We start from the raw sequence: 24,524 nt of genomic DNA, 5'->3' as shown, positions 1-24,524 counted from the left end.
GATGATTGGAAAGATGAGGTATTTGTCGACAAGAGGGATTGGGGCAGGACTGAGTTTTCGATTGGCCAGCAAATGGCATTCCGAATGATCCATCGACCCAAAGGCCCGTACGCGCTGCCGCCGATCGGATCAGCCACACCAAAACCTTGATGACGCAAGGCGCCAACGGCGCACATCCAGCCTTTACACAAACCAGAATGTGGGAGGGGGCTTGCTCCCGATAGCGATGGATCAGTCACCTCGCGGTTGACCGACCCACGGCTGTCGGGAGCGAGCCCCCTCCCATATTTTTGATCCTGCCGCCAAAACCAAAGTTGGACAGCTTCTTGCAATACCGCCTGCAAGTCGCCTCCCGGCGTCAAAAGTTTGCTTTACGTTACGAGGAATACCGGTGGTGGATCGCTCTCAAATGTTCGGCACGGCCCGTACGACCCTGACTGACCTTTCGCGGGGCAATCTGGGTGTGCCGTTGTTGTTGCTGGTGATGCTGGCAATGATGATGTTGCCGATGCCGCCGTTTCTGCTCGACGTGTTCTTCACCTTCAACATCGCGCTGTCCGTGGTTGTGTTGCTGGTGTGCGTATACGCCCTGCGGCCGCTGGATTTTGCCGTGTTCCCGACCATCCTGCTAGTGGCGACCCTGCTGCGGCTGGCGCTGAACGTTGCGTCCACCCGAGTGGTGATGCTGCACGGCCAGGACGGCCATGCCGCTGCCGGCAAGGTGATCCAGGCGTTCGGTGAGGTGGTGATCGGCGGTAACTACGTGGTCGGTATCGTGGTGTTCGCAATCCTGATGATCATCAACTTCGTGGTCGTGACCAAAGGTGCCGGGCGTATTTCCGAGGTGAGCGCACGCTTTACCCTCGACGCCATGCCCGGCAAGCAGATGGCAATCGACGCCGACCTCAATGCCGGCCTCATCGACCAGAACCAGGCCAAGTCCCGCCGCCTGGAAGTGGCCCAGGAAGCCGAGTTCTACGGTTCCATGGACGGTGCGAGCAAATTCGTGCGTGGCGACGCCATCGCCGGCCTGCTGATTCTGTTCATCAACCTCATCGGCGGCATGGCCGTGGGTATCTTCCAGCACGGCATGACCTTCGGCGATGCCGGCAAGGTGTACGCCTTGCTGACCATCGGTGACGGTTTAGTGGCGCAATTGCCATCACTGTTGTTATCCACAGCAGCGGCCATCATGGTGACCCGTGCTTCGGGCTCCGAAGACATGGGCAAGCAGATCAGCCGGCAGATGTTTGCCTCGCCCAAGGCCCTGGCCGTGGCGGCGGGCATCATGGCGATCATGGGTATCGTGCCGGGCATGCCCCACGTGTCGTTCCTGACCATGGCGGCCCTGGCCGGCGGCGGTGCTTACCTGTTCTGGAAAAAACAGAACGCGGTCAAGGTGCAGGCCCTGCAAGAGGTGGCGCGCCAGCAGGAATTGCTGCCATCCCCGGCCCGCGCCCAGGAAACCAAGGAGTTGGGCTGGGATGACGTGACTCCTATCGACATGATCGGCCTGGAAGTTGGCTACCGCCTGATTCCTCTGGTGGACCGCAACCAGGGTGGCCAGTTGCTCGCGCGGATCAAGGGGGTGCGCAAGAAGTTGTCCCAGGACCTGGGCTTCCTGATGCCCACCGTGCACATCCGTGACAACCTCGACTTGGCGCCCAGCGCCTACCGTCTGACCCTGATGGGCGTGATTCTCGCCGAAGCCGAGATCTACCCGGACCGGGAGCTCGCGATCAACCCGGGCCAGGTGTTCGGCAGCCTCAACGGCATCACCGCCAAAGATCCGGCTTTTGGTCTGGACGCGGTGTGGATCGAAGTCAGCCAGCGCAGCCAGGCGCAATCGCTCGGTTACACCGTGGTGGACGCCAGCACCGTAGTTGCTACCCACCTCAACCAGATCCTCTACAAGCACTCCCACGAGCTGATCGGTCACGAGGAAGTCCAGCAATTGATGGGTTTGCTGGCCAAGGCCTCGCCAAAACTCGCCGAAGAGCTGGTGCCGGGCGTGCTCTCGTTGTCGCAGTTGCTCAAGGTGCTGCAGGCGCTGTTGGCCGAACAGGTGCCGGTACGCGACATTCGCAGCATTGCCGAGGCTATCGCCAACAATGCCGCCAAGAGTCAAGATACCGCCGCGCTGGTGGCTTCGGTGCGGGTCGGATTGTCCCGCGCAATCGTGCAAAGCATTGTAGGGCTTGACTCCGAGCTGCCTGTTATCACCTTGGAGCCAAGGTTGGAACAGATTTTGCTCAATAGTATTCAGAAGGCAGGATTAGGCCAGGAAGAGGGCGTTCTGCTGGAGCCAAGCATGGCTGAAAAACTGCAGCGTTCGTTGATCGACGCCGCACAGCGCCAGGAAATGCAGGGCCAGCCGGTGATTCTGCTGGTGGCAGGCCCGGTCCGAGCGATGTTGTCGCGGTTTGGACGCCTGGCAGTACCGAATTTGCACGTATTGGCTTACCAGGAAATTCCTGACAATAAGCAAGTGACTATCGTCGCGACAGTAGGGCCCAACGGCTGAGGTAGTGGGTTATGCAAGTGAAGCGTTTTTTCGCCGCCGATATGCGTCAGGCCATGAAACTGGTGCGTGATGAGCTGGGCGCCGATGCTGCCATTATCGGCAACCGCCGCATCGCCGGCGGTGTGGAGCTGACGGCTGCCCTGGATTACACCCCCCAGGCCCTGGCGCCACGCGTGCCGAACATGGAACTCGAAGACGAGCTGCGCAAGACCGCCTCGCGCATTGTGTCGGCCCAGGCCGAGCTCAGCATGCGCGGCGACAGCGACACCACCACCAATCGCCAGCTGTTCGCCGGCCTGCCGTTGACCGCTGCCGAGCCGCTGGTGGAGCCGACTTTCGTCGAGCCGCCGCGTCCTGCCGCACCGGCCCCGGCTGCCGCCGTCGACCAGCGCGTGTTCGATTCGATGCGCTTTGAACTCAACGGCCTGCGCGAACTGCTCGAAGTACAACTGGGCTCGCTGGCCTGGAACCAGTTGCAAGGCAGCAAGCCGCAACAGGCCAACCTGTGGCGTCGCCTGCAACGCATCGGCCTGTCTGGCCCGCTGTCGCGCGACCTGCTGGCGCTGACCGGCAACATCGAGGAGCCCCGTCAGGCCTGGCGCATGCTGCTGGCGCACTTGGCGCGAATGATCGCCACCCCGGAAATCGAACCCCTCGAAGAGGGCGGTGTGATCGCCATGGTCGGCCCTGCCGGCATGGGCAAGACCACCACCCTGGCCAAGCTGGCCGCCCGTTACGTGCTCAAGTACGGCGCCAACAACATCGCGCTGGTGAGCATGGACAGCTACCGCATTGGCGCCCAGGAACAGCTCAAGACCCTCGGCCGCATTCTCAATGTGCCGGTGACCCACGTCGACCCGGGCCAGTCCCTGGCCAACGCCCTCGACCCGCTGCTGCGCAAGCGCGTGGTGCTGATCGACACCGCCGGCCTGCAAGCCAGCGATCCGGCGTTGCGCATGCAGCTGGAAAGCCTGGCCGGCCGTGGGATCAAATCGAAAAATTACCTGGTGCTTGCAACCACCAGCCAGAAACAGGTTCTTACCGCTGCGTATCACAGTTACAAGCGCTGCGGTCTGGCCGGCTGCATCCTCACCAAGCTCGACGAAACCGCGAGCCTGGGCGAGGTGCTGAGCCTGGCAATCAGCCATGAATTACCGGTCGCCTACCTGACCGACGGCCCGCGGATCCCGGATGATCTGCATCTGCCGCGTCGTCATCAGTTGGTCAGCCGTGCCGTGAGTGTGCAAATGCAAGACGAGCCTAGCGAGGAAGCGATGGCTGATATGTTCGCCGACCTTTACCACAACCCGGCAAAACGGGTCGGTTGAGGCAGGATGAACACCGTGAAATGTACCTACATCGATGGTCTGCAAGCGATTCAAGCGGCCAAGCCATGTAGCCTGCGTCTAAGCAAGACAAGGTAAAGAAATAAAATGGGCAGCATGCATCCCGTACAGGTGATCGCGGTGACCGGCGGCAAAGGTGGCGTCGGGAAAACTAACGTGTCAGTGAATTTGTCCCTGGCCCTGGCAGAGCTTGGCCGTCGCGTCATGCTGCTGGACGCTGACCTGGGCCTGGCGAACGTGGACGTTCTGCTGGGGCTGACCCCCAAACATACCCTCGCCGATGTGATCGAAGGGCGCTGTGAGCTGCGCGATGTGCTGCTGCAGGGGCCCGGCGGGATCCGCATCGTGCCGGCTGCCTCCGGCACCCAGAGCATGGTGCACCTGAGCCCGGCGCAGCATGCCGGCCTGATCCAGGCGTTCAGCGATATCGGCGACAACCTCGACGTATTGGTGATCGACACCGCCGCCGGCATCGGCGAGTCCGTGGTCAGCTTTGTGCGCGCCGCGCAGGAAGTGCTGCTGGTGGTGTGCGACGAGCCCACTTCGATCACCGACGCCTACGCCCTGATCAAACTGCTTAACCGTGACTACGGCATGAACCGCTTCCGCGTGCTGGCCAACATGGCCCAGAGCCCGCAGGAAGGGCGCAACCTGTTCGCCAAACTGACCAAGGTCACGGATCGTTTTCTCGATGTCGCCCTGCAATACGTCGGCGCAGTTCCCTACGACGAATGCGTGCGCAAGGCTGTGCAAAAACAGCGTGCGGTCTACGAAGCATTCCCTCGTTCCAAGTGCGCGCTGGCATTCAAGGCGATTGCCCAGAAGGTCGATACCTGGCCGCTGCCCGCCAACCCGCGCGGGCATCTGGAGTTCTTCGTCGAACGATTGGTGCATCAGACAAGCGCGGGTCCTGTGCTATGACATCCAGCGGCTACAACCTCTATAAAAAATCGGCACGCGACAGCCAGGGCGAACTGATCGAGCGCTATGCGCCGCTGGTCAAGCGCATCGCCTATCACTTGCTGGCACGCCTGCCGGCCAGTGTGCAGGTCGAAGACCTGATCCAGGTCGGCATGATCGGCTTGCTTGAAGTGTCGACCAAGTACGATGCGAGCAAGGGCGCCAGTTTCGAGACGTATGCGGGTATTCGCATACGTGGCGCGATGCTCGATGAAGTGCGTAAAGGGGATTGGGCGCCGCGTTCGGTGCACCGCAATACGCGGATGGTCAGTGACGCAATTCGCTCAATTGAAGCAAAAACCGGTCGCGACGCTAAAGATCATGAAGTTGCGGCCGAACTCCAATTGAGTCTCGATGATTATTACGGGATTTTGAACGATACCTTGGGCAGCCGCCTGTTCAGTTTCGACGACCTGTTGCAGGACGGCGAACACGAAGGGCTGCATGAGGATGGCGCGAGTGCGCATATGGAGCCGTCACGCGACCTGGAAGATGAACGTTTCCAGGGTGCACTGGCGGACGCCATTGCCAACTTGCCGGAGCGTGAGCGCCTGGTCCTGGCGCTGTACTACGACGAAGAGCTGAACCTCAAGGAAATCGGTGAGGTCCTGGGGGTCAGCGAATCGCGTGTCAGCCAGTTGCATAGCCAGTGCGCAGCCCGTTTGCGGGGGCGTTTGGGAGAGTGGCGCGCGCGCTGACAGGCAGTGTGGGGACACTGCAGACGATACCGCGAGGGTCACGACCTTCGCGGGTTCGACCCGTGGTGGACCCGGCAGTCCTTTTTGTGTAACGCCTGTTGATTGAAATGGCGCGTCCAGGTGCTGGGCGCGTTTAAGACTGCTTGGAGGTCGAATTGGACAAGAACATGAAAATCCTCATCGTTGATGACTTCTCAACGATGCGGCGGATCATAAAAAACCTGTTGCGTGACCTTGGGTTCACAAACACGGTCGAGGCGGATGACGGCATTACGGCGATTCCGATCCTCAACAGCGGCAGCATCGACTTTCTGGTAACCGACTGGAACATGCCGGGCATGACCGGCATCGACTTGTTGCGCCACGTGCGTGCTGACGAAAAGCTGCGCAGCCTGCCTGTACTGATGGTGACCGCCGAAGCCAAGCGTGAACAGATTATCGAAGCCGCCCAGGCCGGGGTAAACGGTTACGTAGTCAAGCCATTCACGGCATTGGCGCTAAAAGAGAAGATCGAAAAAATCTTCGAACGCATCCACGGCTAATGCCATCGCGGGGGAGCTATGGAGCAGAAAGAAACAACATTGGGCGATTTTGAGTCGACCCTGAAAAAACATGCTCACCAGTTGGTCGACAGCCTTGAAAAAGGCCATTTCGGCGACGCGGTGCAGTTGATCCATGAGCTTAACCAGACCCGTGACCGCGGCCTGTACCAGGAAGTGGGCAAGCTCACGCGCGAGCTGCACAGTGCGATCGTCAATTTCCAGATTGACCCGCACATGCCCCAGGCCGAAGAAATTTCGCAGATCACCGATGCCACCGAACGCCTGTCCTATGTGGTCAAGCTGACCGAGGCGGCGGCCAACCGCACCATGGACCTGGTGGAAAACGCCACGCCTCTGGTCAATGGCATGGCCACCGAGGCCCATGCGCTCAGCCACGACTGGGGGCGCTTCATGCGTCGCGAAGTGGGTGCTGAGGAGTTTCGTGAACTGGCCCGCCGGGTCGACGGTTTTCTGTCGCGCAGCGAACAGGAAAACCGCACGGTGGCGAGCAACCTCAACGATATTCTGCTGGCCCAGGATTACCAGGACCTCACCGGTCAGGTGATCAAGCGCGTGACCCAACTGGTTACCGAAGTGGAAAGCAACCTGCTCAAACTGGTGCTCATGGCCGGGCAGGTCGATCGTTTTGCCGGCATCGAACATGACCGCGCGGCGATCCTCTCGGAAAAAGATCCACAAAAACATCTCGCCAAGGGTGAAGGTCCTCAGATTCATGCCGATAAACGTGAAGACGTTGTGTCAGGTCAGGATGATGTCGATGACCTGTTATCCAGTTTAGGCTTCTAAGGAGCACCCACATGAGCTTCGGCGCCGATGAAGAAATCCTTCAGGATTTCCTTGTAGAGGCCGGCGAAATTTTAGAGCAACTGTCCGAACAACTGGTCGAGCTGGAAAGCCGACCGGATGATGCGAACCTGCTCAATGCAATTTTTCGCGGTTTTCACACTGTAAAAGGGGGCGCCGGCTTCCTCCAGCTCCATGAGCTGGTGGAGTGCTGCCACATCGCCGAGAACGTGTTCGACATCCTGCGCAAGGGTGAACGGCAGGTCGACTCGGAGTTGATGGACGTGATTCTCGAAGCACTGGATGCGGTCAACGGCATGTTCAGCGAAGTGCGCGAACGTGCCCCGATCACCGCCGCCACCCCGGAACTGCTGGCCGCCCTGGCGCGTCTGGCAGAGCCGGCTGCCGAGGCCCCCGCCGTAGCTGCGCCTGCACCGGTGGCCGAGCCTGAGCCCGAGCCGGATGTTACCGACAGCGAGTTCGAACAGTTGCTCGATTCGCTCAACGCCGTGAAGGCCGAGGCCGAAGCACCGCAAGCGCCACAGCCACCGGCTGCTGCACCTGCCGCGCCGACCAGCGAAGACATCACCGACGCCGAATTCGAATCCCTGCTCGACCAGTTGCATGGCAAGGGTCAGTTCGCTGCCGACGCCGTGGCACCGGTCGCCGCGCCGCCCGCAGTTGCAGCGAGCGCCAGCACCGATATCACCGACGACGAATTCGAAGCCTTGCTCGATCAACTGCACGGCAAGGGCACCTTTGCTGTCGATGCCTTGCCGGAAGTCGCCGCGACGGCGCCTGCCGCTGCCGCGCCAGCCGCCCCTGCTGCCGGCGCAGCACCGGCCGGTGACGGGTTGATCAGCGATCACGAATTCGAAGCCTTGCTCGACGAACTGCACGGCAAGGGCAAGTTCACCGAAGTGGCCCCGGCCGCAGCGGCGACTGCTGCGCCTGTGGCCGCCAAACCGGCACCTGCACCCGCAGCCGCTCCAGCCGCTCCAGCCGCCAAGCCCGCACCGGCACCTGCCGCAGCACCTGCACGCGCCCCGGCTGCCGCCGTGGCCGAAAAGCCAGTCACCACCGAAGCCGAGACCACCGTACGGGTAGACACCGCGCGCCTGGACGACATCATGAACATGGTGGGCGAACTGGTGCTGGTGCGTAACCGCCTGGTGCGCCTGGGCCTGAGCAGTGGCGATGAAGCCATGCAAAAGGCCGTGTCGAACCTCGACGTGGTCACCGCCGACCTGCAGACCGCGGTGATGAAAACGCGCATGCAGCCGATCAAGAAAGTCTTCGGCCGCTTCCCGCGCCTGGTTCGCGACCTGGCACGCCAGCTCAAGAAAGAAATCAACCTGGAACTGGTGGGCGAAGAAACCGACCTCGACAAGAACCTCGTCGAGGCCCTGGCCGACCCGTTGGTCCACTTGGTGCGCAACGCCGTCGACCACGGCGTCGAAACCCCTGAAGAACGTGAAGCGGCGGGCAAGTCGCGCAACGGCAAGGTGATTCTGGCGGCCGAGCAGGAAGGCGACCATATTCTGCTGTCGATCACCGATGACGGCAAAGGCATGGACCCGGCGATTCTGCGCAATATCGCGGTCAAGCGCGGGGTGATGGACAAGGACGCCGCCGACCGCCTGACCGACACCGAGTGCTACAACCTGATCTTTGCCCCGGGCTTCTCGACCAAGACCGAGATCTCCGACGTGTCGGGCCGTGGCGTCGGCATGGACGTGGTGAAGACCAAGATCAGCCAGCTCAACGGCTCGATCAACATCTACTCGACCAAGGGCCAGGGCTCCAAGATCGTCATCAAGGTGCCGCTGACCCTGGCGATCATGCCGACCCTGATGGTGATGCTGGGCAACCAGGCGTTTGCCTTCCCGCTGGTCAACGTCAACGAGATCTTCCACCTCGACCTGTCGCGCACCAACGTGGTCGACGGCCAGGAAGTGGTGATCGTGCGCGACAAGGCCCTGCCGCTGTTCTACCTCAAGCGTTGGCTGGTGGCATCGGCCAAGCATGAAGAACAACGCGAAGGCCACGTGGTGATCCTGTCCGTGGGCACCCAGCGCATCGGCTTTGTGGTCGATCAGTTGGTTGGCCAGGAAGAGGTGGTGATCAAGCCATTGGGCAAAATGCTGCAGGGGACCCCGGGCATGTCGGGCGCGACCATCACCGGTGACGGTCGGATCGCGTTGATTCTCGATGTCCCGAGCATGCTCAAGCGTTACGCCGCACGGCGTATTTGATTTTGGTGGGGCTCAGGCGGTAACGCCCGCCCCACCTAACGGAGTGTTTATGGTAGTCAAGGTCCTGGTGGTGGACGATTCGGGTTTCTTCCGCCGCCGCGTCTCGGAAATTCTTTCCGCCGATCCAAGCATCCAGGTGGTCGGCACGGCCACCAACGGCAAAGAGGCGATTGACCAGGCAATTGCGTTGAAGCCGGACGTGATCACCATGGACTACGAGATGCCGATGATGGACGGCATCACGGCCGTGCGCCATATCATGCAACGCTGCCCCACCGCGGTATTGATGTTCTCCTCGCTCACCCACGAAGGCGCCCGAGTGACCCTCGACGCGCTGGACGCCGGCGCGGTGGATTTTTTGCCGAAGAATTTCGAAGACATCTCGCGCAACCCCGAGAAGGTCAAACAGATGCTGTGCGAGAAGGTGCACAGCATTGCGCGCAGTAACCGTCGCAGTCTGTCCAGCGCACCTGCGCCGACACATGCGCCGACAGCCGCGCCAGTTGCCCCAGCGGGTTCCTCGTTCAACCGCCCGGCACCTGCGCCGACGGCCCGGCCTGCCTCCGCCGCGCCGGTTCGTAACACTGCGCCCGCCGCACATGCACATGCACATTCACCGGCGCCCAAGCGCAAGGCCTACAAGCTGGTCGCCATCGGCACCTCCACAGGTGGCCCGGTGGCCCTGCAACGGGTGTTGACCCAACTGCCGGCCAACTTCCCGGCGCCCATCGTACTGATCCAGCACATGCCCGCCGCGTTCACCAAGGCGTTCGCCGAGCGCCTGGACAAGCTGTGCCGCATCAGCGTCAAGGAAGCCGAGGATGGCGACATCCTGCGTCCTGGCCTGGCGCTGCTGGCACCGGGTGGCAAGCAGATGATGGTGGACGGGCGTGGCGCGATCAAGATCCTGCCGGGCGATGAGCGCCTCAACTACAAGCCGTGCGTGGACATCACCTTCGGCTCCGCCGCCAAGTCCTACGGCGACAAGGTTCTGGCGGTAGTGCTCACCGGCATGGGCGCCGACGGCCGTGAAGGCGCGCGCCTGCTCAAGCAGGGCGGCAGCGCCATCTGGGCCCAGGACGAAGCCAGCTGCGTGATCTATGGCATGCCCATGGCCATCGTCAAGGCCGACCTCGCCGACGCCGTCTACAGCCTGGACGACATCGGCCGGCATCTGGTGGAGGCCTGTCTCTGATGGATGTGTTGAGCCTGATCGGCATCACGCTGGCCTTTGTCGCGATCATTGGCGGCAACTACCTGGAGGGCGGCCACCTCGGCGCCCTGGCCAACGGCCCGGCGGCGTTGATCGTGATCGGCGGCACCGTGGGCGCGGCATTGCTGCAGGCGCCCTTGAGTTCGTTCAAGCGCGCCATGCAGATTCTGGTGTGGATCATTTTTCCGCCGCGCGTGGACCTGGCCGGCGGCGTCGACCGCGTGGTCAACTGGAGCCTCACCGCGCGCAAGGAAGGCCTGCTGGGCCTGGAAGGCGTGGCCGATGCCGAGCCCGACAGCTACGCACGCAAAGGCCTGCAACTGCTGGTTGACGGCGCCGAGCCGGAGGCGATCCGCAGCATCCTGGAAGTGGATTTCTACACCCAGGAAAGCCGCGATATCAACGCCGCCAAAGTCTTTGAAAGCATGGGCGGCTACGCGCCGACCATCGGCATCATCGGTGCGGTGATGGGCCTGATCCACGTGATGGGCAACCTCGCCGATCCGTCGCAACTGGGCAGCGGGATTGCCGTGGCGTTCGTCGCCACCATTTATGGTGTGGCCAGTGCCAACCTGGTGCTGCTGCCGGTGGCGAGCAAACTCAAGTCGATTGCCCTGCGCCAGTCCCGTTATCGCGAAATGTTGCTCGAAGGCATCCTGTCGATTGCCGAGGGCGAGAACCCGCGTTCCATCGAATTGAAGCTCCAGGGCTTCATGGATTGATGGGGGAGTTGCCAGTGAGCCGTCGTCGCCGCGAGCCTGAAGAACACGTCAATCATGAACGCTGGCTGGTGTCCTACGCGGACTTCATCACCTTGCTGTTCGCGTTTTTCGTGGTGATGTATTCGATCTCGTCGGTCAACGAAGGCAAGTACAAAATCATTTCCCAGGCGCTGGTGGGCGTGTTCAACGACACGGACCGTGCGCTCAAGCCGATTCCCATTGGTGACGAGCGGCCCAAGACCGTGACCCCGGCCAAGCCGCTGGTCAACGACAGCGACGAGACTGCTGCGGGCATAGGCGGCACCAGCGATCCGCTGAAAAGCATCGCGGATGATATCAGCGCAGCGTTCGGCGACCTGATCAGCTCCAACCAGATGACCGTGCGTGGTAATGAGTTGTGGGTGGAGATCGAACTCAACTCCAGCCTGTTGTTCGCCAGTGCCGATGCCATACCCAGCGATCAGGCGTTCAGCATCATCGACAAGGTGGCGGCGATCCTCAAGCCGTTTGACAACCCGATACACGTGGAAGGCTTCACCGACAACCTGCCGATCAACACCGCGCAGTACCCAACCAACTGGGAGCTGTCGTCGGCGCGTGCGGCGAGCATCGTGCGCATGCTCGCCATGCAGGGTGTGAACCCCGGGCGCCTGGCGTCGGTGGGTTATGGCGAGTTCCAGCCGGTGGCCAACAATGCCACGGTGCAGGGCCGCGCGCGCAACCGTCGCGTGGTGCTGGTGGTATCACGCAACCTGGATGTACGCCGCAGCCTTACGGGCACCGGCACTGCAAATGCAACACCGGATGCCGCGTTGAAGCGCGCTGGCACACAAACTGCACCGCCAGCGGTTAAGCCGCCGGTTCGACAGGGCTCCGTCAATTCCCCGTCGCCGGCTCACTAATTTTATGCACTGTCTCGGTCGCGCCATTGCCTGCCGGGAGGAACCAACCGAATGAGAGTCTGGGCAGTTGCCAATCAAAAGGGTGGAGTCGGCAAGACCACCACCTCCATCGCGTTAGCCGGCTTGCTGGCCGAGGCGGGCAAGCGTGTGGTCGTGGTCGATCTGGACCCTCACGGCTCGATGACCAGCTATTTTGGCTACGACCCGGATGCGCTGGAACACAGCTGCTACGACCTGTTTCTGCACAAGGGCAGCGTGCCGGCCGACTTGCCGGGGCAACTGCTGCTGCCCACCAGCAACGAGAGCATTTCCCTGCTGCCGTCCAGCACCGCGCTGGCCACCCTTGAGCGACAGTCTCCGGGGCAGAGCGGCCTGGGCCTGGTGATCGCCAAGACCCTGGCGCAGCTGTGGCAGGAATTCGACTACGCGATCATCGACAGCCCGCCGTTGCTCGGTGTGCTGATGGTCAATGCCCTGGCGGCCAGCCAGCAACTGGTGATTCCGGTGCAGACCGAACACCTGGCCGTCAAAGGCCTGGAGCGCATGGTGAGCACCCTGGCGATGATCAACCGCTCGCGCAAACAGCCGTTGCCCTACAGCATCGTGCCGACCCTGTTCGACCGGCGTACCCAGGCATCGCTCGGCACCTTGCGCGTTCTGCGCGACGGCTACCCGGACGCGATCTGGAACGGCTACATCCCGGTGGACACGCGCCTGCGTGACGCCAGCCGCGCCGGGCTCACGCCATCGCAGTTCGACGGCAAGAGCCGTGGCGTGCTGGCCTACCGTGCGTTGCTCAAGCACCTGTTGTCGCAGCAGCTCGTGGCGCAGGTGGCATGATGAACCGACCTGTCGACTTCAAGCTCAAGACCCGGCCGCAGCTGGCACTCGAATCCTATCTGGATGCCTTGCTGCAGGAAGCGACCGCCGAAGAATTGCCGGAGCCGATCCTGGTGCTCGAACCGGCCCCTGCGGTGCAAGCCCCACTGGACGAGTTCCAGTTGGCGGTGCTGGAAGAACAGGCGCGCGACGCCCAGGTGGTGGTGCCGATTGTTCCGCTGTCGCTGGTGGCTGCGCCGGCGGTGGTCGAGCCCGTGGTCGAAGTGCACCTGCCGCCGAGCATCACACCGCCGACGGTGCGTGGCGACGAGCGCCCGGCCTGGGCCGCGGAGCCGTTCGAATGCCTGCTGTTCGACGTCGCCGGCCTGACGCTGGCGGTGCCGCTGGTATGCCTGGGCTCGATCTATTCGCTCGAAGGCCAGGAGTTGACGCCGCTGTTCGGGCAACCGGAGTGGTTCCTCGGCATCCTGCCAAGCCAGGCCGGCAACCTCAAGGTGCTCGACACCGCGCGCTGGGTGATGCCCGATCGCTATCGCGACGACTTCCGCCAGGGCTTGCAATACGTGATCTCGGTGCAGGGCTATGAGTGGGGGCTGGCGGTGCATCAAGTCAGCCGCTCGTTGCGCCTGGACCCGAACGAAATCAAATGGCGCAGCCACCGTGGCCAACGGCCGTGGCTGGCGGGCACCGTGATCGAACACATGTGCGCGTTGCTTGACGTCGCCGAACTGGCCGAGTTGATCGCCAGCGGCGCAGTCAAGACGATGGCGCAGAATAAACGCAGTTGAGTGAACAATAAGGGCTGCGCGCAAGTGCGGTCAGGCAAGTACACACGCCGTGTCTACGGTATTTGAAGGGGTCAGAGAAATGAACAAGTCAGCGTCCGCACAAGGTTTGGATGATCCGATCCTGCAATGGGTTACCTTCAAACTGGACAACGAGTCCTACGGCATCAACGTGATGCGCGTGCAGGAAGTCCTGCGCTACACCGAGATCGCGCCGGTCCCGGGTGCGCCCAGCTACGTGCTGGGTATCATCAACCTGCGCGGCAACGTGGTGACGGTGATCGACACCCGCCAGCGCTTCGGCCTGGTACCGACCGAGGTCAACGACAACACGCGTATCGTCATCATTGAAGCCGACAAGCAAGTGGTCGGGATCATGGTCGACAGCGTGGCCGAAGTGGTCTACCTGCGCCAATCGGAAGTGGAAACCGCGCCGAACGTGGGTAACGAAGAATCCGCCAAGTTCATCCAGGGCGTGTGCAACAAGAACGGCGAACTGCTGATTCTGGTTGAACTGGACAAGATGATGAGCGAGGAAGAGTGGTCGGATCTGGAGAACATCTGATTGTTCTTTGAAGCCTTGGTGATTGTCCTGGCCCTGCTGTGGGCCGGGACGGTGGCGTTCGTGCTGCGTTATATGCGCCAGCAACGGGAGTTGGCCCTGCAACAGGCCGAGCGGGATGCGCTGCGTGAGCGGCGCATTCTCGATCTGGTCCGGCGGGTGGATCACTATCAGCAGAGTGCGGTGAAGGTGGGGGATGAGGTGCATGAATTGCGCGCGATCCTGGCGCCGATCCCGGACAAGCTGGAGCAGTTGGAGCAGCGCGATCCGGCGAATCTGTCGTTTGCTCAGGCGGCTAGGTTGGTCGGCATGGGGGCGACGGTGGATGAGCTGACGCAGTCGTGCGGGTTGACTCAGGCTGAGGCGCAGTTGATGAGCAAGTTGCACAAGAGCTAGGTGTGCGGTTGGAGTGCTTGGCTTTGTGGGACGGGGCTTGCTCCCGACGGCGGCTTTATTTTGTACATATCCGTTGTTGCGGTTATGGCGGCTATTGGTTCCGCCCTTACGGCGGGTCACTTTTTGAAGAGCGCAAAAAGTAACCAAAAACGCTTCGCCCCACCACTCGGCACCTCGCTCAGGCTCGGTGTGCCCGCACGCAGGCTTGAATCCGTGGGCCGCCGCAATGGGCCATCCCTGGCCCAGTGCGGCTAACCCGGCGTCCTGCCGGGTTACCCACGGATTCAAGCCTGCGTTCGGCCAGCGTGGTTGACGGGGCGCCTGAGATCAAGATCAAAAGCCAAAGCAAAGCAGATCAAAAGCATGATCTGTCCCCAATCCGCTTCTCTGTGGGAGCTGGCTTGCCTGCGATGCAGGCACCTCAATCCATCAGGAACACCCGGTCGATGCCTTCGCAGGCAAGCCAGCTCCCACATTTGATCGCGTTCACACCCCCATATCGGTCGACGCAAAGGCTGCCGCGCTGTTGCTTTTAATCTGGAGCGCCGCGTTAAACACGCGGGTCGGAGTGAGTGCATGCCTAGCCTCATCCAAAGTCGCCATCATCAAAAAATCGCGCCAACCCCGGTAAACCAATCCCCCTCGGCAAAGGTCACATCCCTCATGCACCTTCAACTCCCGGAGTAACCCACCAATGACCACCCCCAAAGCGCTGTTGATTCTCCACGGCAAGCAAGCCCTCAACGAGGACGTGCGCAGCGCGGTGAACGCCAGGCGCGAGCTGGGCTGGGAACTGGCGGTTCGGGTGACGTGGGAGGGTGGCGATGCACGGCGCCTGGTCGATGAAGCGCTGACCAACGGCTACACCCACATCATCGCCGGCGGCGGCGACGGTACCTTGCGCGATGTGGCCGAAGCCATGGCCCAGTCCAAGGCGGATGCCAGCCTGGTGCTGATGCCCCTGGGCACCGCCAATGACTTCGCCAAGGCCGCCGGTGTGCCCCAGGAGCCGGCTCAGGCGCTGGCGCTGCTGGATACGCCGCCCAGGGCGATTGACCTCGGTCAGGTGGGCGGGCAGATCTTCCTCAACATGGCCACCGGCGGCTTCGGCAGCCAGGTCACCGCCAACACCTCAGAAGACCTGAAAAAAGTCCTCGGTGGCGCCGCCTACCTGTTCACCGGCCTCACGCGTTTCAGCGAGTTGAAGGCTGCCTATGCCGAGCTGGACGGGCCGGACTTTCACTGGCAGGGCGAGCTGCTGGCGTTGGGTATCGGTAATGGTCGGCAGGCGGGCGGTGGGCATGAGCTGTGCCCCGAAGCGATGGCCGATGATGGCCTGCTCGACGTCAGCATCCTCCCGGCGCCCCAGGAAGTGGTCGGTACACTGCGCGAGCTGATGAACAACGGCTGGGGCCTGGACGCGATGTTTGTGCGGGCGCGGCTGCCATGGGTGCAGATCAGGCAGGCGAGGGAGCTTTACATCAACCTCGACGGTGAGCCGCTCAGCGGCGATGATCTGCGTTTCGAGGCGTTGCCCAAGGCCCTGCGCGTGCACCTGCCGAAGGATTCTCCGCTAGTCGTCCAGGCTGATAATCTGCTCGCGCACGGCGAATAACACCAACCCCGCCACGTCGAAGATCTGCAGCCGCTTCATGATCTGCGAGCGGTGCGCTTCGATGGTCTTGATACTCAGGCCCAGGCCATGGGCAATTTCGCGGGTGGACTTGCCGCGCACGATCAGGCGCAGGATCTCCAGCTGCCGCGCGGTGAGCGTGTGGCTCGGCACGGCAGCCGAAGCTGCGCCCTGGCTGCGCACCAGCGCCTGGTTGATCACGGTGTGAGCGATGGCCGGGCTCAGGTAGCGCTCGTTGTTGCGCAGCGCGCGCAGGGCCTGTTCCAGCTCGGTGGCAGTGGTGTCCTTGAGCAAGTAGCCATGGGCGCCGGACTCCAGCGCGCACATGATCATCTCCGGGTCGGTGTGCATCGACAGGATCAACACCTTGCTCCTGGGATACGCACCCTTGAGCTGCTGCAGGGCATCGAGGCCGCCGGTGTGTTTCATCGACAGGTCCAGCAGCACGATGTCCGGTTGCAGGGCGCCGAACCGCTCCAGTAACTGCGCGCCATCGCTGGCTTCGCCGATCACCGCGTAGCCGGGAATATCCATGATCAGCGCACGCACGCCGGCCCTGATCAGCGCGTGGTCATCCACCAGGAGTACGTTGCAGGTCACTCGATAACCTTCGGGCGACTGGCGCGTTCGAGGGCGCGTGGCGCCCAGGGGAACAGCGCGTCGATGCGGGTGCCTTTGCCAGGCTGGCTGCTCACCGCCAGCGTGCCTCCCAGTTGGTCGATCCGCTCACACATGCCGGCCATGCCGCGTTGGCCTTCAAGAGCAGGGTTGCTGGCGGGAGAGAAGCCCTGGCCATCGTCGTAGATCACCAGCGACAGGCCTTCGGGCAGGCGTTGCAGGCGTACCAGCAGATTGTGCGCCTGGGCATGGCGCAGCATGTTGGTGACCGCTTCCTGGGTAATGCGAAAGGCCGCCACGGCCATTTCTTCCGGGATGCCGGTCAGCCGTTGCTGGCATTCCAGGCTCCAGTGCACCGGGGTGTTTGCCAGGGTCTTGAGCAGATGCGCACGCAGGCTGGCTTCCAGGCCCAGGCTGGACAATTGGCGTGGGTTGAGAATGGCGGACACGTCGCGCACCTTGGCCAGGGTTTCATTCAGGGTGTTGCACAGCACCGTGCATTGACCCTGCAGCTCGTCCGGCAGCCGGCGCTGCAGCCATTCGCTTTGCAGCTTGGCGGCGGTGAGCAATTGGCCGATATCGTCGTGCAGTTCGCGGCTGAGGCGGTGGCGTTCGTTTTCCTGTACCTGCAGCAGGCGCTCGGCCAGTTCCTGAGGTTGGAACCTGATGGCTTTGCGTGATTTCCATTGTTGCAGGCCGACCACCAGCAGCATCGCCAGGTTGAGCAGCGGCACTGCCAGCGGCAATGGGCCGGAGCGGGCGTAGGCCCACAGACTCAGCGACAGCGAGCCAAGGCACAGCACGAGGACCATGCGGCGTGCATTGCTGCGCGAAACAGACCTGGCGATAAGTGACTTGAGGCTGGCGTACATAGCGAATGGAGCCAATGAAGTTGAGTCTTCGAGCGGCGCATAGTACCACCACTATTACCGTTGGTCGCCAAGCGCATGACGTCGCCTGGCCCGTTCAGGCCAATGGCCGGGGCGGCAGTTTCGACAGGCAGGAAAGGACGTTGCGGTGTTCAGGTGCGTGTGTATCGTCAGGGCCATTCAAGGCCAATCGATATCTTTTCGCCGGCGCGTAAAGTTCAAACGGCGACGGTTCGCGTCGTTAACGGATATAAGCCCGGCTGCAACTCAGGCGCTGTGGTGCAAACGTTGCTGGGGTTTATAACTGAAGTTCTTTTGCGGAATCTGCAGGGAGGCTGTTGCGATCAACGTAGTTTGTTCAGTTTCGTCCAATTGCAGTCGTCCGGTACGGGCGTCTATCAGTTCAAGTTGCCAGGCCAATAATGTCAGACAATCGTGCAGGGCCGCCAGCGCCTGATCATGCAGTTGCAACGGGTTTTCGGCATTGGCGATCAGGTGCTGGATGTGCCGCGAAAACTCGCTAATCCCCTGCAGGGCCAGGCTGTCGGCTTTTTCAGCCAGCGTGCTGAGACTGCTTTCCATGCAGTCGATGGCGTCACTGTCGTTGCGAATCATGTGCAGGTGGCTCAGGCACTCTTCGGACTTGGCCAGCAGTTTTTCGGCCTCGTGCTGAAACAGGGAAAGTGCAACTTGCCATTCGTTAGCGTCGTTCATCATGCAAGTCTCCACAACGTAAGGTCGGGTGGTGAGATGCCGCACTGGGTGAATGGCTTAAAACTACCGCTGAAATATGACTGAGATCTGTAGGCAGCTTCCGATATTTTAGTGGGAAGTTTATTTAAAAATGTGCCGCAGACCTGCGTGCCGAGTGCAGTCGAGTTGATTCGCAGCGCTTCGGTTGCCGTCGGTTTTACGTCTGGGAGGCCTATGGGCCGAGGGCTGGCGATGGCGAGCAAAAGCCTGACTCCATTCATGCAATGAGAATGGCGTCACATTAATGGCTATTAGATATCGCGAATATCAGGTCACGCCTGATTGCGCCTAGGGGAACCCCTTACACGACGGAACCTCGCGTCATTTTGAGGGTCGCGTTGCGTCGTTGCCATGCCATATGAAGGCACTGACGAAGTAAAGCATGATATCAGTGTGACATCAATGTGTTTAAATGGCATTTTACAGGGGTCAAGGTCTGGCCCCCGCCGCCGATAACCAGTCTTAAGCGAACAGCACAATCCCTCAGCGCACCAGGAGCTTTCAATGGCCGGCATTCTCGACTCGGTAGATCAACGCACGCAACTGGTGGGTGAGAACCGCCTGGAGATCCTCATGTTTCGCCTGGCCGGGCGGCAACTGTTCGCGATCAACGTGTTCAAGGTGCAGGAAGTGCTGCAACTGCCCAAGCTGACCCTGATGCCCCAGCGTCACCCGTTTGTGTGCGGCGTGGTCAACCTGCGTGGTCAGACGCTGCCGGTTATCGACCTGTCCCAGGCCATCGGCATGCGTCCGCTGGTTCCGGGTCCGAACAGCACCATCATCGTCACCGAGTACAACCGCTCGGTGCAGGCATTCCTGGTGGGTGGCGTCGACCGCATCGTCAACATGAACTGGGAAGCCATCCTGCCGCCGCCGACCAGTGCCGGGCGCCAGCACTACCTCACCGCCATCAGCAAGGTCGACGACCAGTTGGTGGAAATCATCGACGTGGAAAAAGTGCTGGCCGAAATCGTGCCGTACAACGCCAAGGTTTCCCGCGAAAAACTCGAAGACCCGGTGCTCGAGCGCGCCCGTGGCCGCGAAGTGCTGCTGGTGGACGACTCCAATGTCGCCCTGTCGCAACTGCGCGACACCCTGGGCCAGCTCGGCATGAAAATGCACATTGCCAGCGATGGCCTCAAGGCGCTGAACATGCTCAAGGGCTGGGCCGATAGCGGCCAGGTGATGACCGACAAGCTGCTGATGATCTTCACCGACGCCGAAATGCCCGAGATGGACGGCTACCGTCTCACCACCGAGATCCGTAACGATCCGCGCTTGCGTGGGCTGTATGTGGTGCTGCACACCTCGCTGTCGGGCAGCTTCAACGACTCCATGGTGAAGAAGGTCGGCTGCGACAATTTCCTCTCCAAATTCCAGCCGGACAAGCTGGTGGATGTGGTGCGTCAGCGCCTGATGCTGGACGAAGTGTCGGCTTGACCTTAGGGTGACGGCTTTGCCCCTCAGGAAAGCAGGCTCATGCTTCGTCTCAGCGCGTTGTACCGTTACCCCTTGAAGTCCGGCAAGGCCGACACCTTGCAGCACATCGGCCTGGATAAACTCGGGCTACAGGGGGATCGACGCTGGATGCTGGTGGACGAAGCGAGCGGGCGATTCCTCACGCAGCGGGCTGTGGCGAAAATGAGCCAGCTGTCGGCGCTCTACAATCCTGCCGGCGGCCTCACCCTGAGCTCACCGGGCTACGCCACGCTGGACGTGGCGCTGCCCGACAGCGCGGCTCAACTGCGCGGCATCACTATCTGGCGCGACACCTTGCGCGTGCCGGATGCGGGCGACGAAGCCGCCCGCTGGGCCAGTGAATTCATCGGCAAGCCGACGCGCCTGGTGCACATGCCGCTGGAGCGTGCGCGCGCCACCGATGCCGGCTTCGGCAAGGACAGCGATCAGGTGGGCTTTGCCGACGGCTACCCGCTGCTGTTGATCGGCCAGGCGTCCCTCGATGATTTATCGGCGCGCATCGGCCGCCCCATGCCAATGCTGCGTTTTCGCCCCAACCTGGTGATCGAAGGCGCCGAAGCCTTCGCCGAGGACGGTTGGAAACGCCTGCGCATCGGCGATATCGAATTTCGCGTGGTCAAGCCCTGCTCGCGCTGCATCCTCACCACCATTGACCCGCAGACCGGCGAGCGCAGCGCCGACCGCGAGCCTTTCGCAACGCTTGAAACCTATCGCAAGACCGAGAACGGCGCGATGTTCGGCCAGAACCTGGTCAACGATGGCGTCGGTGAATTGGCTGTCGGGATGCCGGTGACGGTGCTGGAATAAAAAATGCCCGTCTCGCAGGAGACGGGCATTTTTTCAAGCCGCAACGCTTAGCCGCGGTATTCGCACAGGTAAGCGGTGTCGACGGCGATCTTGAGCTGGAACTTGCTGTTGGCCGGGACGTTGAAGCGGCTGCCGGCAGCGAAGGTTTCCCAGTCGCTGGCGTCCGGCAGCTTGACGCTCAAGGCGCCGGACACCACGTGCATGATTTCGCGCTGGGCGGTGCCGAATTCATATTCACCCGGGGCCATCACGCCGATGGTCGCCGGACCTTCTGCGGTGCCGAAGGCGATCGACTTGACGGTGCCGTCGAAGTACTCGTTGACTTTGAACATGGGCGAATCCTCGCAAAAGGGTCTGGAAAGGTCGGCCAGTATGCCCAAGGCCGCAGTAGCTGCCTAGACCGGCAAAATCAGCGGCAGCAGGCGCGCGGTGTTGCGCGCATCCTCCAGTGCCCGGTGTTGCTGGCCATGGAACTGCATGCCGGCCAGTTGCAGGGCACCGTTGAGTCCCAGCGGTTTGTCCAGGCGCCGGGCCTTGGCGAAGCGTTGCTTGAGGTTCACATGAAGTGTTTGGGCGAGCGCGCTGGCCAGGCCATGGCGCTGCCATTCGAGCTCCAGCTGCGCGCGATCATAGTCACCCCAGCTGGCCCAGCCTTCCAGGCGCGATTGATGCTGGCCCAGCCAGCGTTCGAACAACGGCCACACCTCGGTGATCGGCGCAGCAGCGTCGATATTCGCCTGGGTGATATGGGTGAGTTGGCGGCAGAAGGGCGTCAGCAGTGGCCGACGCAACGGCCGCACAAAACGCTGGAAATGATCCAGCTCGCGGCCCTGACGGTTGACCAGGCTCGCGCCGATTTCGATGACTTCCATCTCCGTCACGGGCCAGCCGCCTTCATCCGTCGTGGCTTCAAGGTCAATAATCAGCCAATGAGGCATCGTGCAGGTTCCCGTACTGTTCCCGTCCTGATGGGGATAGAGCGTAGCCCGGGCCTGTAGTTCCGCGCTGCTTTTCGATTAGGGTCCGGGCTGCGGGTTTGCCCGAGCGAGCGCGGCGGGCGGTGCGCAACGCCGATGGAGACGCAAACTATTAATTTGCCAGTACAAAGTTGTCTCCACGGACAAAAACGCCTAGCTTATCGCCATCAGAGAATCGAACGGTGTGTGCCTTGATGTTTTCGCCATGGCGGCTGGCTGCAGGACTGACTTTATGGGCACTGGGCACCGCAGGGTGGGCGCAGACCAATCCCGCGCAAGTGGTCAGGATCGGCGCCGCGCATTTTCCGCCCTACACCGTACGCCCCGAGCAGGGCGCCGACACCGGCCTGCTGCCGCAATTGATCGAAGCCCTGAATGCCACGCAGGCCGACTACCGCTTTGTGCTGGTGCCCACCTCGATCCCCCGGCGTTTTCGCGACCTTGAGCAAGGCCGGATCGACATGGCCATCTTCGAGAATCCCGACTGGGGCTGGCAGGAAATCCCCCATACCACCGTCGACATGGGGCTGGAAGACGCCGAGGTATTCGTCGCCCAGCGACAGTCCGGGCGCGATCAGGACTATTTCGCCGACCTCAAGGGCAAGCGCCTGGCGGTGTTCAGTGGCTACCACTACGCCTTTGCCAACTTCAATGCCGACCCCAGGTTCATGGCCGAGCAGTTCAACGCGACGTTGACCTACTCCCACGACAGCAACCTGCTGATGGTCGCGCGCGGCAGGGCGGACATCGCGCTGGTGACGCGCTCTTACCTGAGTGATTTTCTGGTGCGCAATGCCGACATGGCCGGGCAATACCTGGTCTCAGAACGCGTTGACCAGGTGTATCACCACTACGCACTGCTGCGGCCGAACGCGCCGATCAGCGGGGAAGCGTTCGCCGAGTTGCTCAAGCGCCTGCGCGACGGCGGCCAGTTGTTGAAGATTTTCGAGCCGTATCGCATCGATGTGATGCCGGCGCACTGAAACTGACAAAAAGCAAAATGTGGGAGGCTTCGCCAGGTTTTCTACCTGGTGCTGTCGCGCATCAAACTGGAGTCTGTTTGGCAAGTGCGCTTGTTGTGGCAAGCCCGCTCGCCACAGGAATGTGGTTGCCTCAAACGTCAGGCTTTAAAATCAACCCGTTATTTTGGGTTTGATAGAAGGGGCTTGCTCCCTCTCACATGGGTTTGCGCTGAGTGCTCAGACCCTGCGCGCAAACGTATCGCCATGGCTGCCCGACACCTTGCGGCAATGCACCAGCGCGTCGCGGATCATGAAGTTCACCAGCGTCGGTGAAACCCCCAGTTCCTTGGCGATATCCTTTTGCGGCACACCGTGCAGGCGATACATCTCGAACGCGTAGCGGGTGCGCTGGGGCAGCTCCGTCAGGGCGTCGGCGATGTTTTCCAGCGTGTTGAAATTGATATGCGAGGTTTCCGGTGACGCGCCGTGAATCACCACATTCAGGCCTTCCTCTTCGGTTCCCGAATATTTCAGCTCCAGCGCCTGCTTGCGATAGTGATCGATGGCCAGGTTGCGCACGATCTGGAACAGGTAACTCAACTGGGCCTTGAACGATGACGTGATCGTCGGCGCCGATTGCAGCCGGAAGTAAGCGTCCTGCACCACGTCTTCGGCCCGGGAACGACACCCGGTGATACGCGCTGCGATCTTCACCAGAATCAGCCGATTATCGACAAAGGCCTGGAGAAGCGGTGAGTCGCACCTGCCTGTGAATACTTGTTCCGTCATGGAAATCACCTGACTGCTAAATAGGTTAGGGGAGGGCTTCCTTGCTGAGGCCTCCTACACATCGGGCAACAAATTATGCTTAATGATAATGATTGTCAAATGAGAAGACGAACTAATCGTGGGCATGCCTGTTTGCAGTGAGTCTCTCTTGCTCGCCGTCGACGACTAATTATTTGCCGGTGCCGTCCGTTCTTCTGGGTGACAGGCTCGTTGCAAAAACGGCCATGGATCAGCACCCGCAGGAGGACGCAATGGGTTTGTATCGTGCACACAGCATGTCTTTGTCTGGAGTTCCGGCTCGATGAGTACGCCAACCCGGCTGCGGCTGTTTTGCCTGCCTTACTCAGGCGCCAGCGCCATGGTGTATGCGCGCTGGCGTCGATCCTTGCCGGACTGGCTGCAGGTGTGCCCGCTGGAGTTGCCCGGACGCGGCATGCGCATGGACGAGCCATTGCAGCGCGATATCAAGGCCCTGGCCGTGCAGCTCGCAGAGCAAATCAGCCGCGACCTGGACGGCCCATACGCCTTGTTCGGCCACAGCCTCGGCGGCCTGCTGGCGTTCGAACTTGCTCACGCCTTGCGCGCCCTCAACGTGCCCGCGCCGCTGGCGCTGTTTGCCTCCGGCACGGCCGGCCCTGCCACCAGGGATGTCAGCGAATACGCCATCGAAAAGACCGATGAGCAACTGATCGCCCGCCTGCGCGAACTGCAGGGCACCGCCGAAGAAGCCCTGGCCAACCCTGAATTGATGCAACTGATGCTGCCGATCCTGCGCGCCGACTTTCTGCTGTGCGGCAGTTTCGTCTACGGCCGGCGTGAGCCGCTGGGCCTGCCGATCCATGTGTTCGGCGGCAAGCAGGACAGCGTGCGCGCCGACCAGTTGCTCGACTGGCAACTCGACGCCGCCAGCGGTTTTTCCCTGGACATGTTCGACGGCCACCACTTCTTTCTCATGCAGCACGAAAGCGCCGTGCTGCGCTGCCTGCGCCGCTACGCCGAAGACCACCTGGCCCGCTGGCGCAATGGCGCGGCGCGGCAGCTGGCCGCCGGCTGACAGCCCCCTACTTCCCGATTTACCGCAAGCCGAT

Annotated in this window: 25 protein-coding genes; 19 read left to right on the top strand and 6 right to left on the bottom strand. The window is 61.7% G+C overall.

Annotated features, from left to right (window positions below):
- Positions 1-409: 409 nt before the first annotated feature.
- The 15 genes from flhA to yegS all read left to right on the top strand — a co-directional run bounded on the left by flhA (position 410) and on the right by yegS (position 16,164).
- Positions 410-2,524, top strand: a complete 2,115-nt coding sequence (gene flhA / locus VRB54_RS16475; RefSeq protein ID WP_245229258.1) for a flagellar biosynthesis protein FlhA — start codon at positions 410-412, stop codon at positions 2,522-2,524.
- Positions 2,525-2,535: 11 nt separating this feature from the next.
- Positions 2,536-3,852: a flagellar biosynthesis protein FlhF gene (gene flhF / locus VRB54_RS16470; protein ID WP_209983437.1), complete on the top strand. Its 1,317-nt coding sequence runs from the start codon at positions 2,536-2,538 to the stop codon at positions 3,850-3,852.
- Between the two features lie 105 nt (positions 3,853-3,957).
- Positions 3,958-4,791, top strand: a complete 834-nt coding sequence (gene fleN, locus VRB54_RS16465) for a flagellar synthesis regulator FleN (RefSeq protein WP_003192912.1) — start codon at positions 3,958-3,960, stop codon at positions 4,789-4,791.
- Complete coding sequence (gene fliA, locus VRB54_RS16460; RefSeq protein WP_338478026.1) at positions 4,788-5,528, top strand: RNA polymerase sigma factor FliA; 741 nt, start codon at positions 4,788-4,790, stop codon at positions 5,526-5,528. Before fleN ends, fliA begins: the two co-directional genes overlap by 4 nt.
- Positions 5,529-5,695: 167 nt before the next feature.
- Positions 5,696-6,070 carry a chemotaxis response regulator CheY gene (locus VRB54_RS16455; protein WP_015885173.1) on the top strand — a complete coding sequence of 125 codons (375 nt, stop codon included), beginning with the start codon at positions 5,696-5,698 and terminating at the stop codon, positions 6,068-6,070.
- 18 nt (positions 6,071-6,088) lie between these two features.
- Positions 6,089-6,877, top strand: coding sequence for a protein phosphatase CheZ (locus VRB54_RS16450; protein WP_338478025.1), 789 nt, complete (start codon positions 6,089-6,091; stop codon positions 6,875-6,877).
- Positions 6,878-6,888: 11 nt separating this feature from the next.
- Complete coding sequence (locus VRB54_RS16445) at positions 6,889-9,129, top strand: chemotaxis protein CheA (protein ID WP_338478024.1); 2,241 nt, start codon at positions 6,889-6,891, stop codon at positions 9,127-9,129.
- A gap of 49 nt (positions 9,130-9,178) precedes the next feature.
- A complete protein-coding gene (locus VRB54_RS16440; protein WP_338478023.1) occupies positions 9,179-10,324 on the top strand; it encodes a chemotaxis response regulator protein-glutamate methylesterase in 1,146 nt (381 codons plus the stop codon).
- Entirely contained in the window at positions 10,324-11,064 is a 741-nt protein-coding gene (locus VRB54_RS16435; protein WP_003236851.1) for a flagellar motor protein, read from the top strand. The genes VRB54_RS16440 and VRB54_RS16435 overlap by 1 nt, the downstream gene beginning before the upstream one ends.
- A 14-nt stretch (positions 11,065-11,078) precedes the next feature.
- Entirely contained in the window at positions 11,079-11,966 is an 888-nt protein-coding gene (gene motD, locus VRB54_RS16430) for a flagellar motor protein MotD (protein ID WP_338509307.1), read from the top strand.
- A gap of 51 nt (positions 11,967-12,017) precedes the next feature.
- Positions 12,018-12,806, top strand: coding sequence for a ParA family protein (locus VRB54_RS16425; protein WP_003236847.1), 789 nt, complete (start codon positions 12,018-12,020; stop codon positions 12,804-12,806).
- Positions 12,806-13,594, top strand: coding sequence for a CheW domain-containing protein (locus tag VRB54_RS16420; protein WP_338481121.1), 789 nt, complete (start codon positions 12,806-12,808; stop codon positions 13,592-13,594). Before VRB54_RS16425 ends, VRB54_RS16420 begins: the two co-directional genes overlap by 1 nt.
- A gap of 79 nt (positions 13,595-13,673) precedes the next feature.
- Positions 13,674-14,156 carry a chemotaxis protein CheW gene (locus tag VRB54_RS16415; protein ID WP_003236843.1) on the top strand — a complete coding sequence of 161 codons (483 nt, stop codon included), beginning with the start codon at positions 13,674-13,676 and terminating at the stop codon, positions 14,154-14,156.
- Complete coding sequence (locus tag VRB54_RS16410; protein WP_057008157.1) at positions 14,157-14,549, top strand: DUF2802 domain-containing protein; 393 nt, start codon at positions 14,157-14,159, stop codon at positions 14,547-14,549. It begins immediately after the preceding gene.
- Positions 14,550-15,243: 694 nt separating this feature from the next.
- On the top strand, positions 15,244-16,164 hold the full coding sequence (gene yegS, locus VRB54_RS16405) for a lipid kinase YegS (protein ID WP_338478021.1): 921 nt from the start codon (positions 15,244-15,246) through the stop codon (positions 16,162-16,164).
- Here yegS and VRB54_RS16400 read toward each other — a convergent pair.
- From VRB54_RS16400 to VRB54_RS16390, 3 genes are all read right to left on the bottom strand, one after another.
- Positions 16,123-16,782, bottom strand: coding sequence for a response regulator transcription factor (locus tag VRB54_RS16400; protein WP_338478020.1), 660 nt, complete (start codon positions 16,780-16,782; stop codon positions 16,123-16,125). The two genes, yegS and VRB54_RS16400, sit on opposite strands and share 42 nt — an antisense overlap.
- Complete coding sequence (locus VRB54_RS16395; RefSeq protein ID WP_338481120.1) at positions 16,779-17,672, bottom strand: sensor histidine kinase; 894 nt, start codon at positions 17,670-17,672, stop codon at positions 16,779-16,781. Before VRB54_RS16395 ends, VRB54_RS16400 begins: the two co-directional genes overlap by 4 nt.
- Before the next feature lie 264 nt (positions 17,673-17,936).
- Positions 17,937-18,386, bottom strand: coding sequence for a hypothetical protein (locus tag VRB54_RS16390; RefSeq protein ID WP_338478019.1), 450 nt, complete (start codon positions 18,384-18,386; stop codon positions 17,937-17,939).
- A gap of 540 nt (positions 18,387-18,926) precedes the next feature.
- Here VRB54_RS16390 and VRB54_RS16385 point away from each other — a divergent pair.
- Both VRB54_RS16385 and VRB54_RS16380 read left to right on the top strand, forming a co-directional pair.
- The gene (locus VRB54_RS16385) at positions 18,927-19,862 is read left to right on the top strand and encodes a chemotaxis protein CheV (protein WP_338478018.1); all 936 of its coding nucleotides are present in this window, start codon (positions 18,927-18,929) and stop codon (positions 19,860-19,862) included.
- A 39-nt stretch (positions 19,863-19,901) separates the two neighbouring features.
- Positions 19,902-20,708 carry an MOSC domain-containing protein gene (locus VRB54_RS16380; RefSeq protein WP_338478016.1) on the top strand — a complete coding sequence of 269 codons (807 nt, stop codon included), beginning with the start codon at positions 19,902-19,904 and terminating at the stop codon, positions 20,706-20,708.
- Between the two features lie 47 nt (positions 20,709-20,755).
- Here VRB54_RS16380 and VRB54_RS16375 read toward each other — a convergent pair whose 3' ends face one another.
- The gene (locus tag VRB54_RS16375) at positions 20,756-21,040 is read right to left on the bottom strand and encodes a pyrimidine/purine nucleoside phosphorylase (RefSeq protein WP_338478015.1); all 285 of its coding nucleotides are present in this window, start codon (positions 21,038-21,040) and stop codon (positions 20,756-20,758) included.
- Positions 21,041-21,103: 63 nt separating this feature from the next.
- On the bottom strand, positions 21,104-21,646 hold the full coding sequence (locus VRB54_RS16370) for an exonuclease domain-containing protein (protein WP_338478014.1): 543 nt from the start codon (positions 21,644-21,646) through the stop codon (positions 21,104-21,106).
- 233 nt (positions 21,647-21,879) lie between these two features.
- Here VRB54_RS16370 and VRB54_RS16365 point away from each other — a divergent pair, with 233 nt between their 5' ends.
- Complete coding sequence (locus tag VRB54_RS16365) at positions 21,880-22,668, top strand: transporter substrate-binding domain-containing protein (protein ID WP_338478013.1); 789 nt, start codon at positions 21,880-21,882, stop codon at positions 22,666-22,668.
- A 216-nt stretch (positions 22,669-22,884) separates the two neighbouring features.
- Here VRB54_RS16365 and VRB54_RS16360 read toward each other — a convergent pair whose 3' ends face one another.
- Complete coding sequence (locus VRB54_RS16360; protein WP_338478012.1) at positions 22,885-23,436, bottom strand: RNA polymerase factor sigma-70; 552 nt, start codon at positions 23,434-23,436, stop codon at positions 22,885-22,887.
- Positions 23,437-23,737: 301 nt separating this feature from the next.
- Here VRB54_RS16360 and VRB54_RS16355 point away from each other — a divergent pair, with 301 nt between their 5' ends.
- A complete protein-coding gene (locus VRB54_RS16355; RefSeq protein WP_338478011.1) occupies positions 23,738-24,490 on the top strand; it encodes a thioesterase II family protein in 753 nt (250 codons plus the stop codon).
- The last annotated feature ends 34 nt before the right edge of the window (positions 24,491-24,524 follow it).

It is taken from the genome of Pseudomonas trivialis, assembly GCF_036864995.1.
In the GTDB taxonomy this organism is placed as follows: Bacteria; Pseudomonadota; Gammaproteobacteria; order Pseudomonadales; family Pseudomonadaceae; genus Aquipseudomonas; species Aquipseudomonas trivialis.
This window is presented reverse-complemented; position numbering and strand designations above follow the sequence as displayed.

Coding starts and splice junctions, on each gene's coding strand:
- flhA (WP_245229258.1), top strand. CDS start 410: ATGTTCGGCACGGCCCGTACGACCCTGACTGACCTTTCGCGGGGCAAT.
- flhF (WP_209983437.1), top strand. CDS start 2,536: ATGCAAGTGAAGCGTTTTTTCGCCGCCGATATGCGTCAGGCCATGAAA.
- fleN (WP_003192912.1), top strand. CDS start 3,958: ATGGGCAGCATGCATCCCGTACAGGTGATCGCGGTGACCGGCGGCAAA.
- fliA (WP_338478026.1), top strand. CDS start 4,788: ATGACATCCAGCGGCTACAACCTCTATAAAAAATCGGCACGCGACAGC.
- VRB54_RS16455 (WP_015885173.1), top strand. CDS start 5,696: ATGAAAATCCTCATCGTTGATGACTTCTCAACGATGCGGCGGATCATA.
- VRB54_RS16450 (WP_338478025.1), top strand. CDS start 6,089: ATGGAGCAGAAAGAAACAACATTGGGCGATTTTGAGTCGACCCTGAAA.
- VRB54_RS16445 (WP_338478024.1), top strand. CDS start 6,889: ATGAGCTTCGGCGCCGATGAAGAAATCCTTCAGGATTTCCTTGTAGAG.
- VRB54_RS16440 (WP_338478023.1), top strand. CDS start 9,179: ATGGTAGTCAAGGTCCTGGTGGTGGACGATTCGGGTTTCTTCCGCCGC.
- VRB54_RS16435 (WP_003236851.1), top strand. CDS start 10,324: ATGGATGTGTTGAGCCTGATCGGCATCACGCTGGCCTTTGTCGCGATC.
- VRB54_RS16425 (WP_003236847.1), top strand. CDS start 12,018: ATGAGAGTCTGGGCAGTTGCCAATCAAAAGGGTGGAGTCGGCAAGACC.
- VRB54_RS16420 (WP_338481121.1), top strand. CDS start 12,806: ATGAACCGACCTGTCGACTTCAAGCTCAAGACCCGGCCGCAGCTGGCA.
- VRB54_RS16415 (WP_003236843.1), top strand. CDS start 13,674: ATGAACAAGTCAGCGTCCGCACAAGGTTTGGATGATCCGATCCTGCAA.
- yegS (WP_338478021.1), top strand. CDS start 15,244: ATGACCACCCCCAAAGCGCTGTTGATTCTCCACGGCAAGCAAGCCCTC.
- VRB54_RS16395 (WP_338481120.1), bottom strand. CDS start 17,672: ATGTACGCCAGCCTCAAGTCACTTATCGCCAGGTCTGTTTCGCGCAGC.
- VRB54_RS16390 (WP_338478019.1), bottom strand. CDS start 18,386: ATGATGAACGACGCTAACGAATGGCAAGTTGCACTTTCCCTGTTTCAG.
- VRB54_RS16385 (WP_338478018.1), top strand. CDS start 18,927: ATGGCCGGCATTCTCGACTCGGTAGATCAACGCACGCAACTGGTGGGT.
- VRB54_RS16380 (WP_338478016.1), top strand. CDS start 19,902: ATGCTTCGTCTCAGCGCGTTGTACCGTTACCCCTTGAAGTCCGGCAAG.
- VRB54_RS16375 (WP_338478015.1), bottom strand. CDS start 21,040: ATGTTCAAAGTCAACGAGTACTTCGACGGCACCGTCAAGTCGATCGCC.
- VRB54_RS16370 (WP_338478014.1), bottom strand. CDS start 21,646: ATGCCTCATTGGCTGATTATTGACCTTGAAGCCACGACGGATGAAGGC.
- VRB54_RS16365 (WP_338478013.1), top strand. CDS start 21,880: ATGTTTTCGCCATGGCGGCTGGCTGCAGGACTGACTTTATGGGCACTG.
- VRB54_RS16360 (WP_338478012.1), bottom strand. CDS start 23,436: ATGACGGAACAAGTATTCACAGGCAGGTGCGACTCACCGCTTCTCCAG.
- VRB54_RS16355 (WP_338478011.1), top strand. CDS start 23,738: ATGAGTACGCCAACCCGGCTGCGGCTGTTTTGCCTGCCTTACTCAGGC.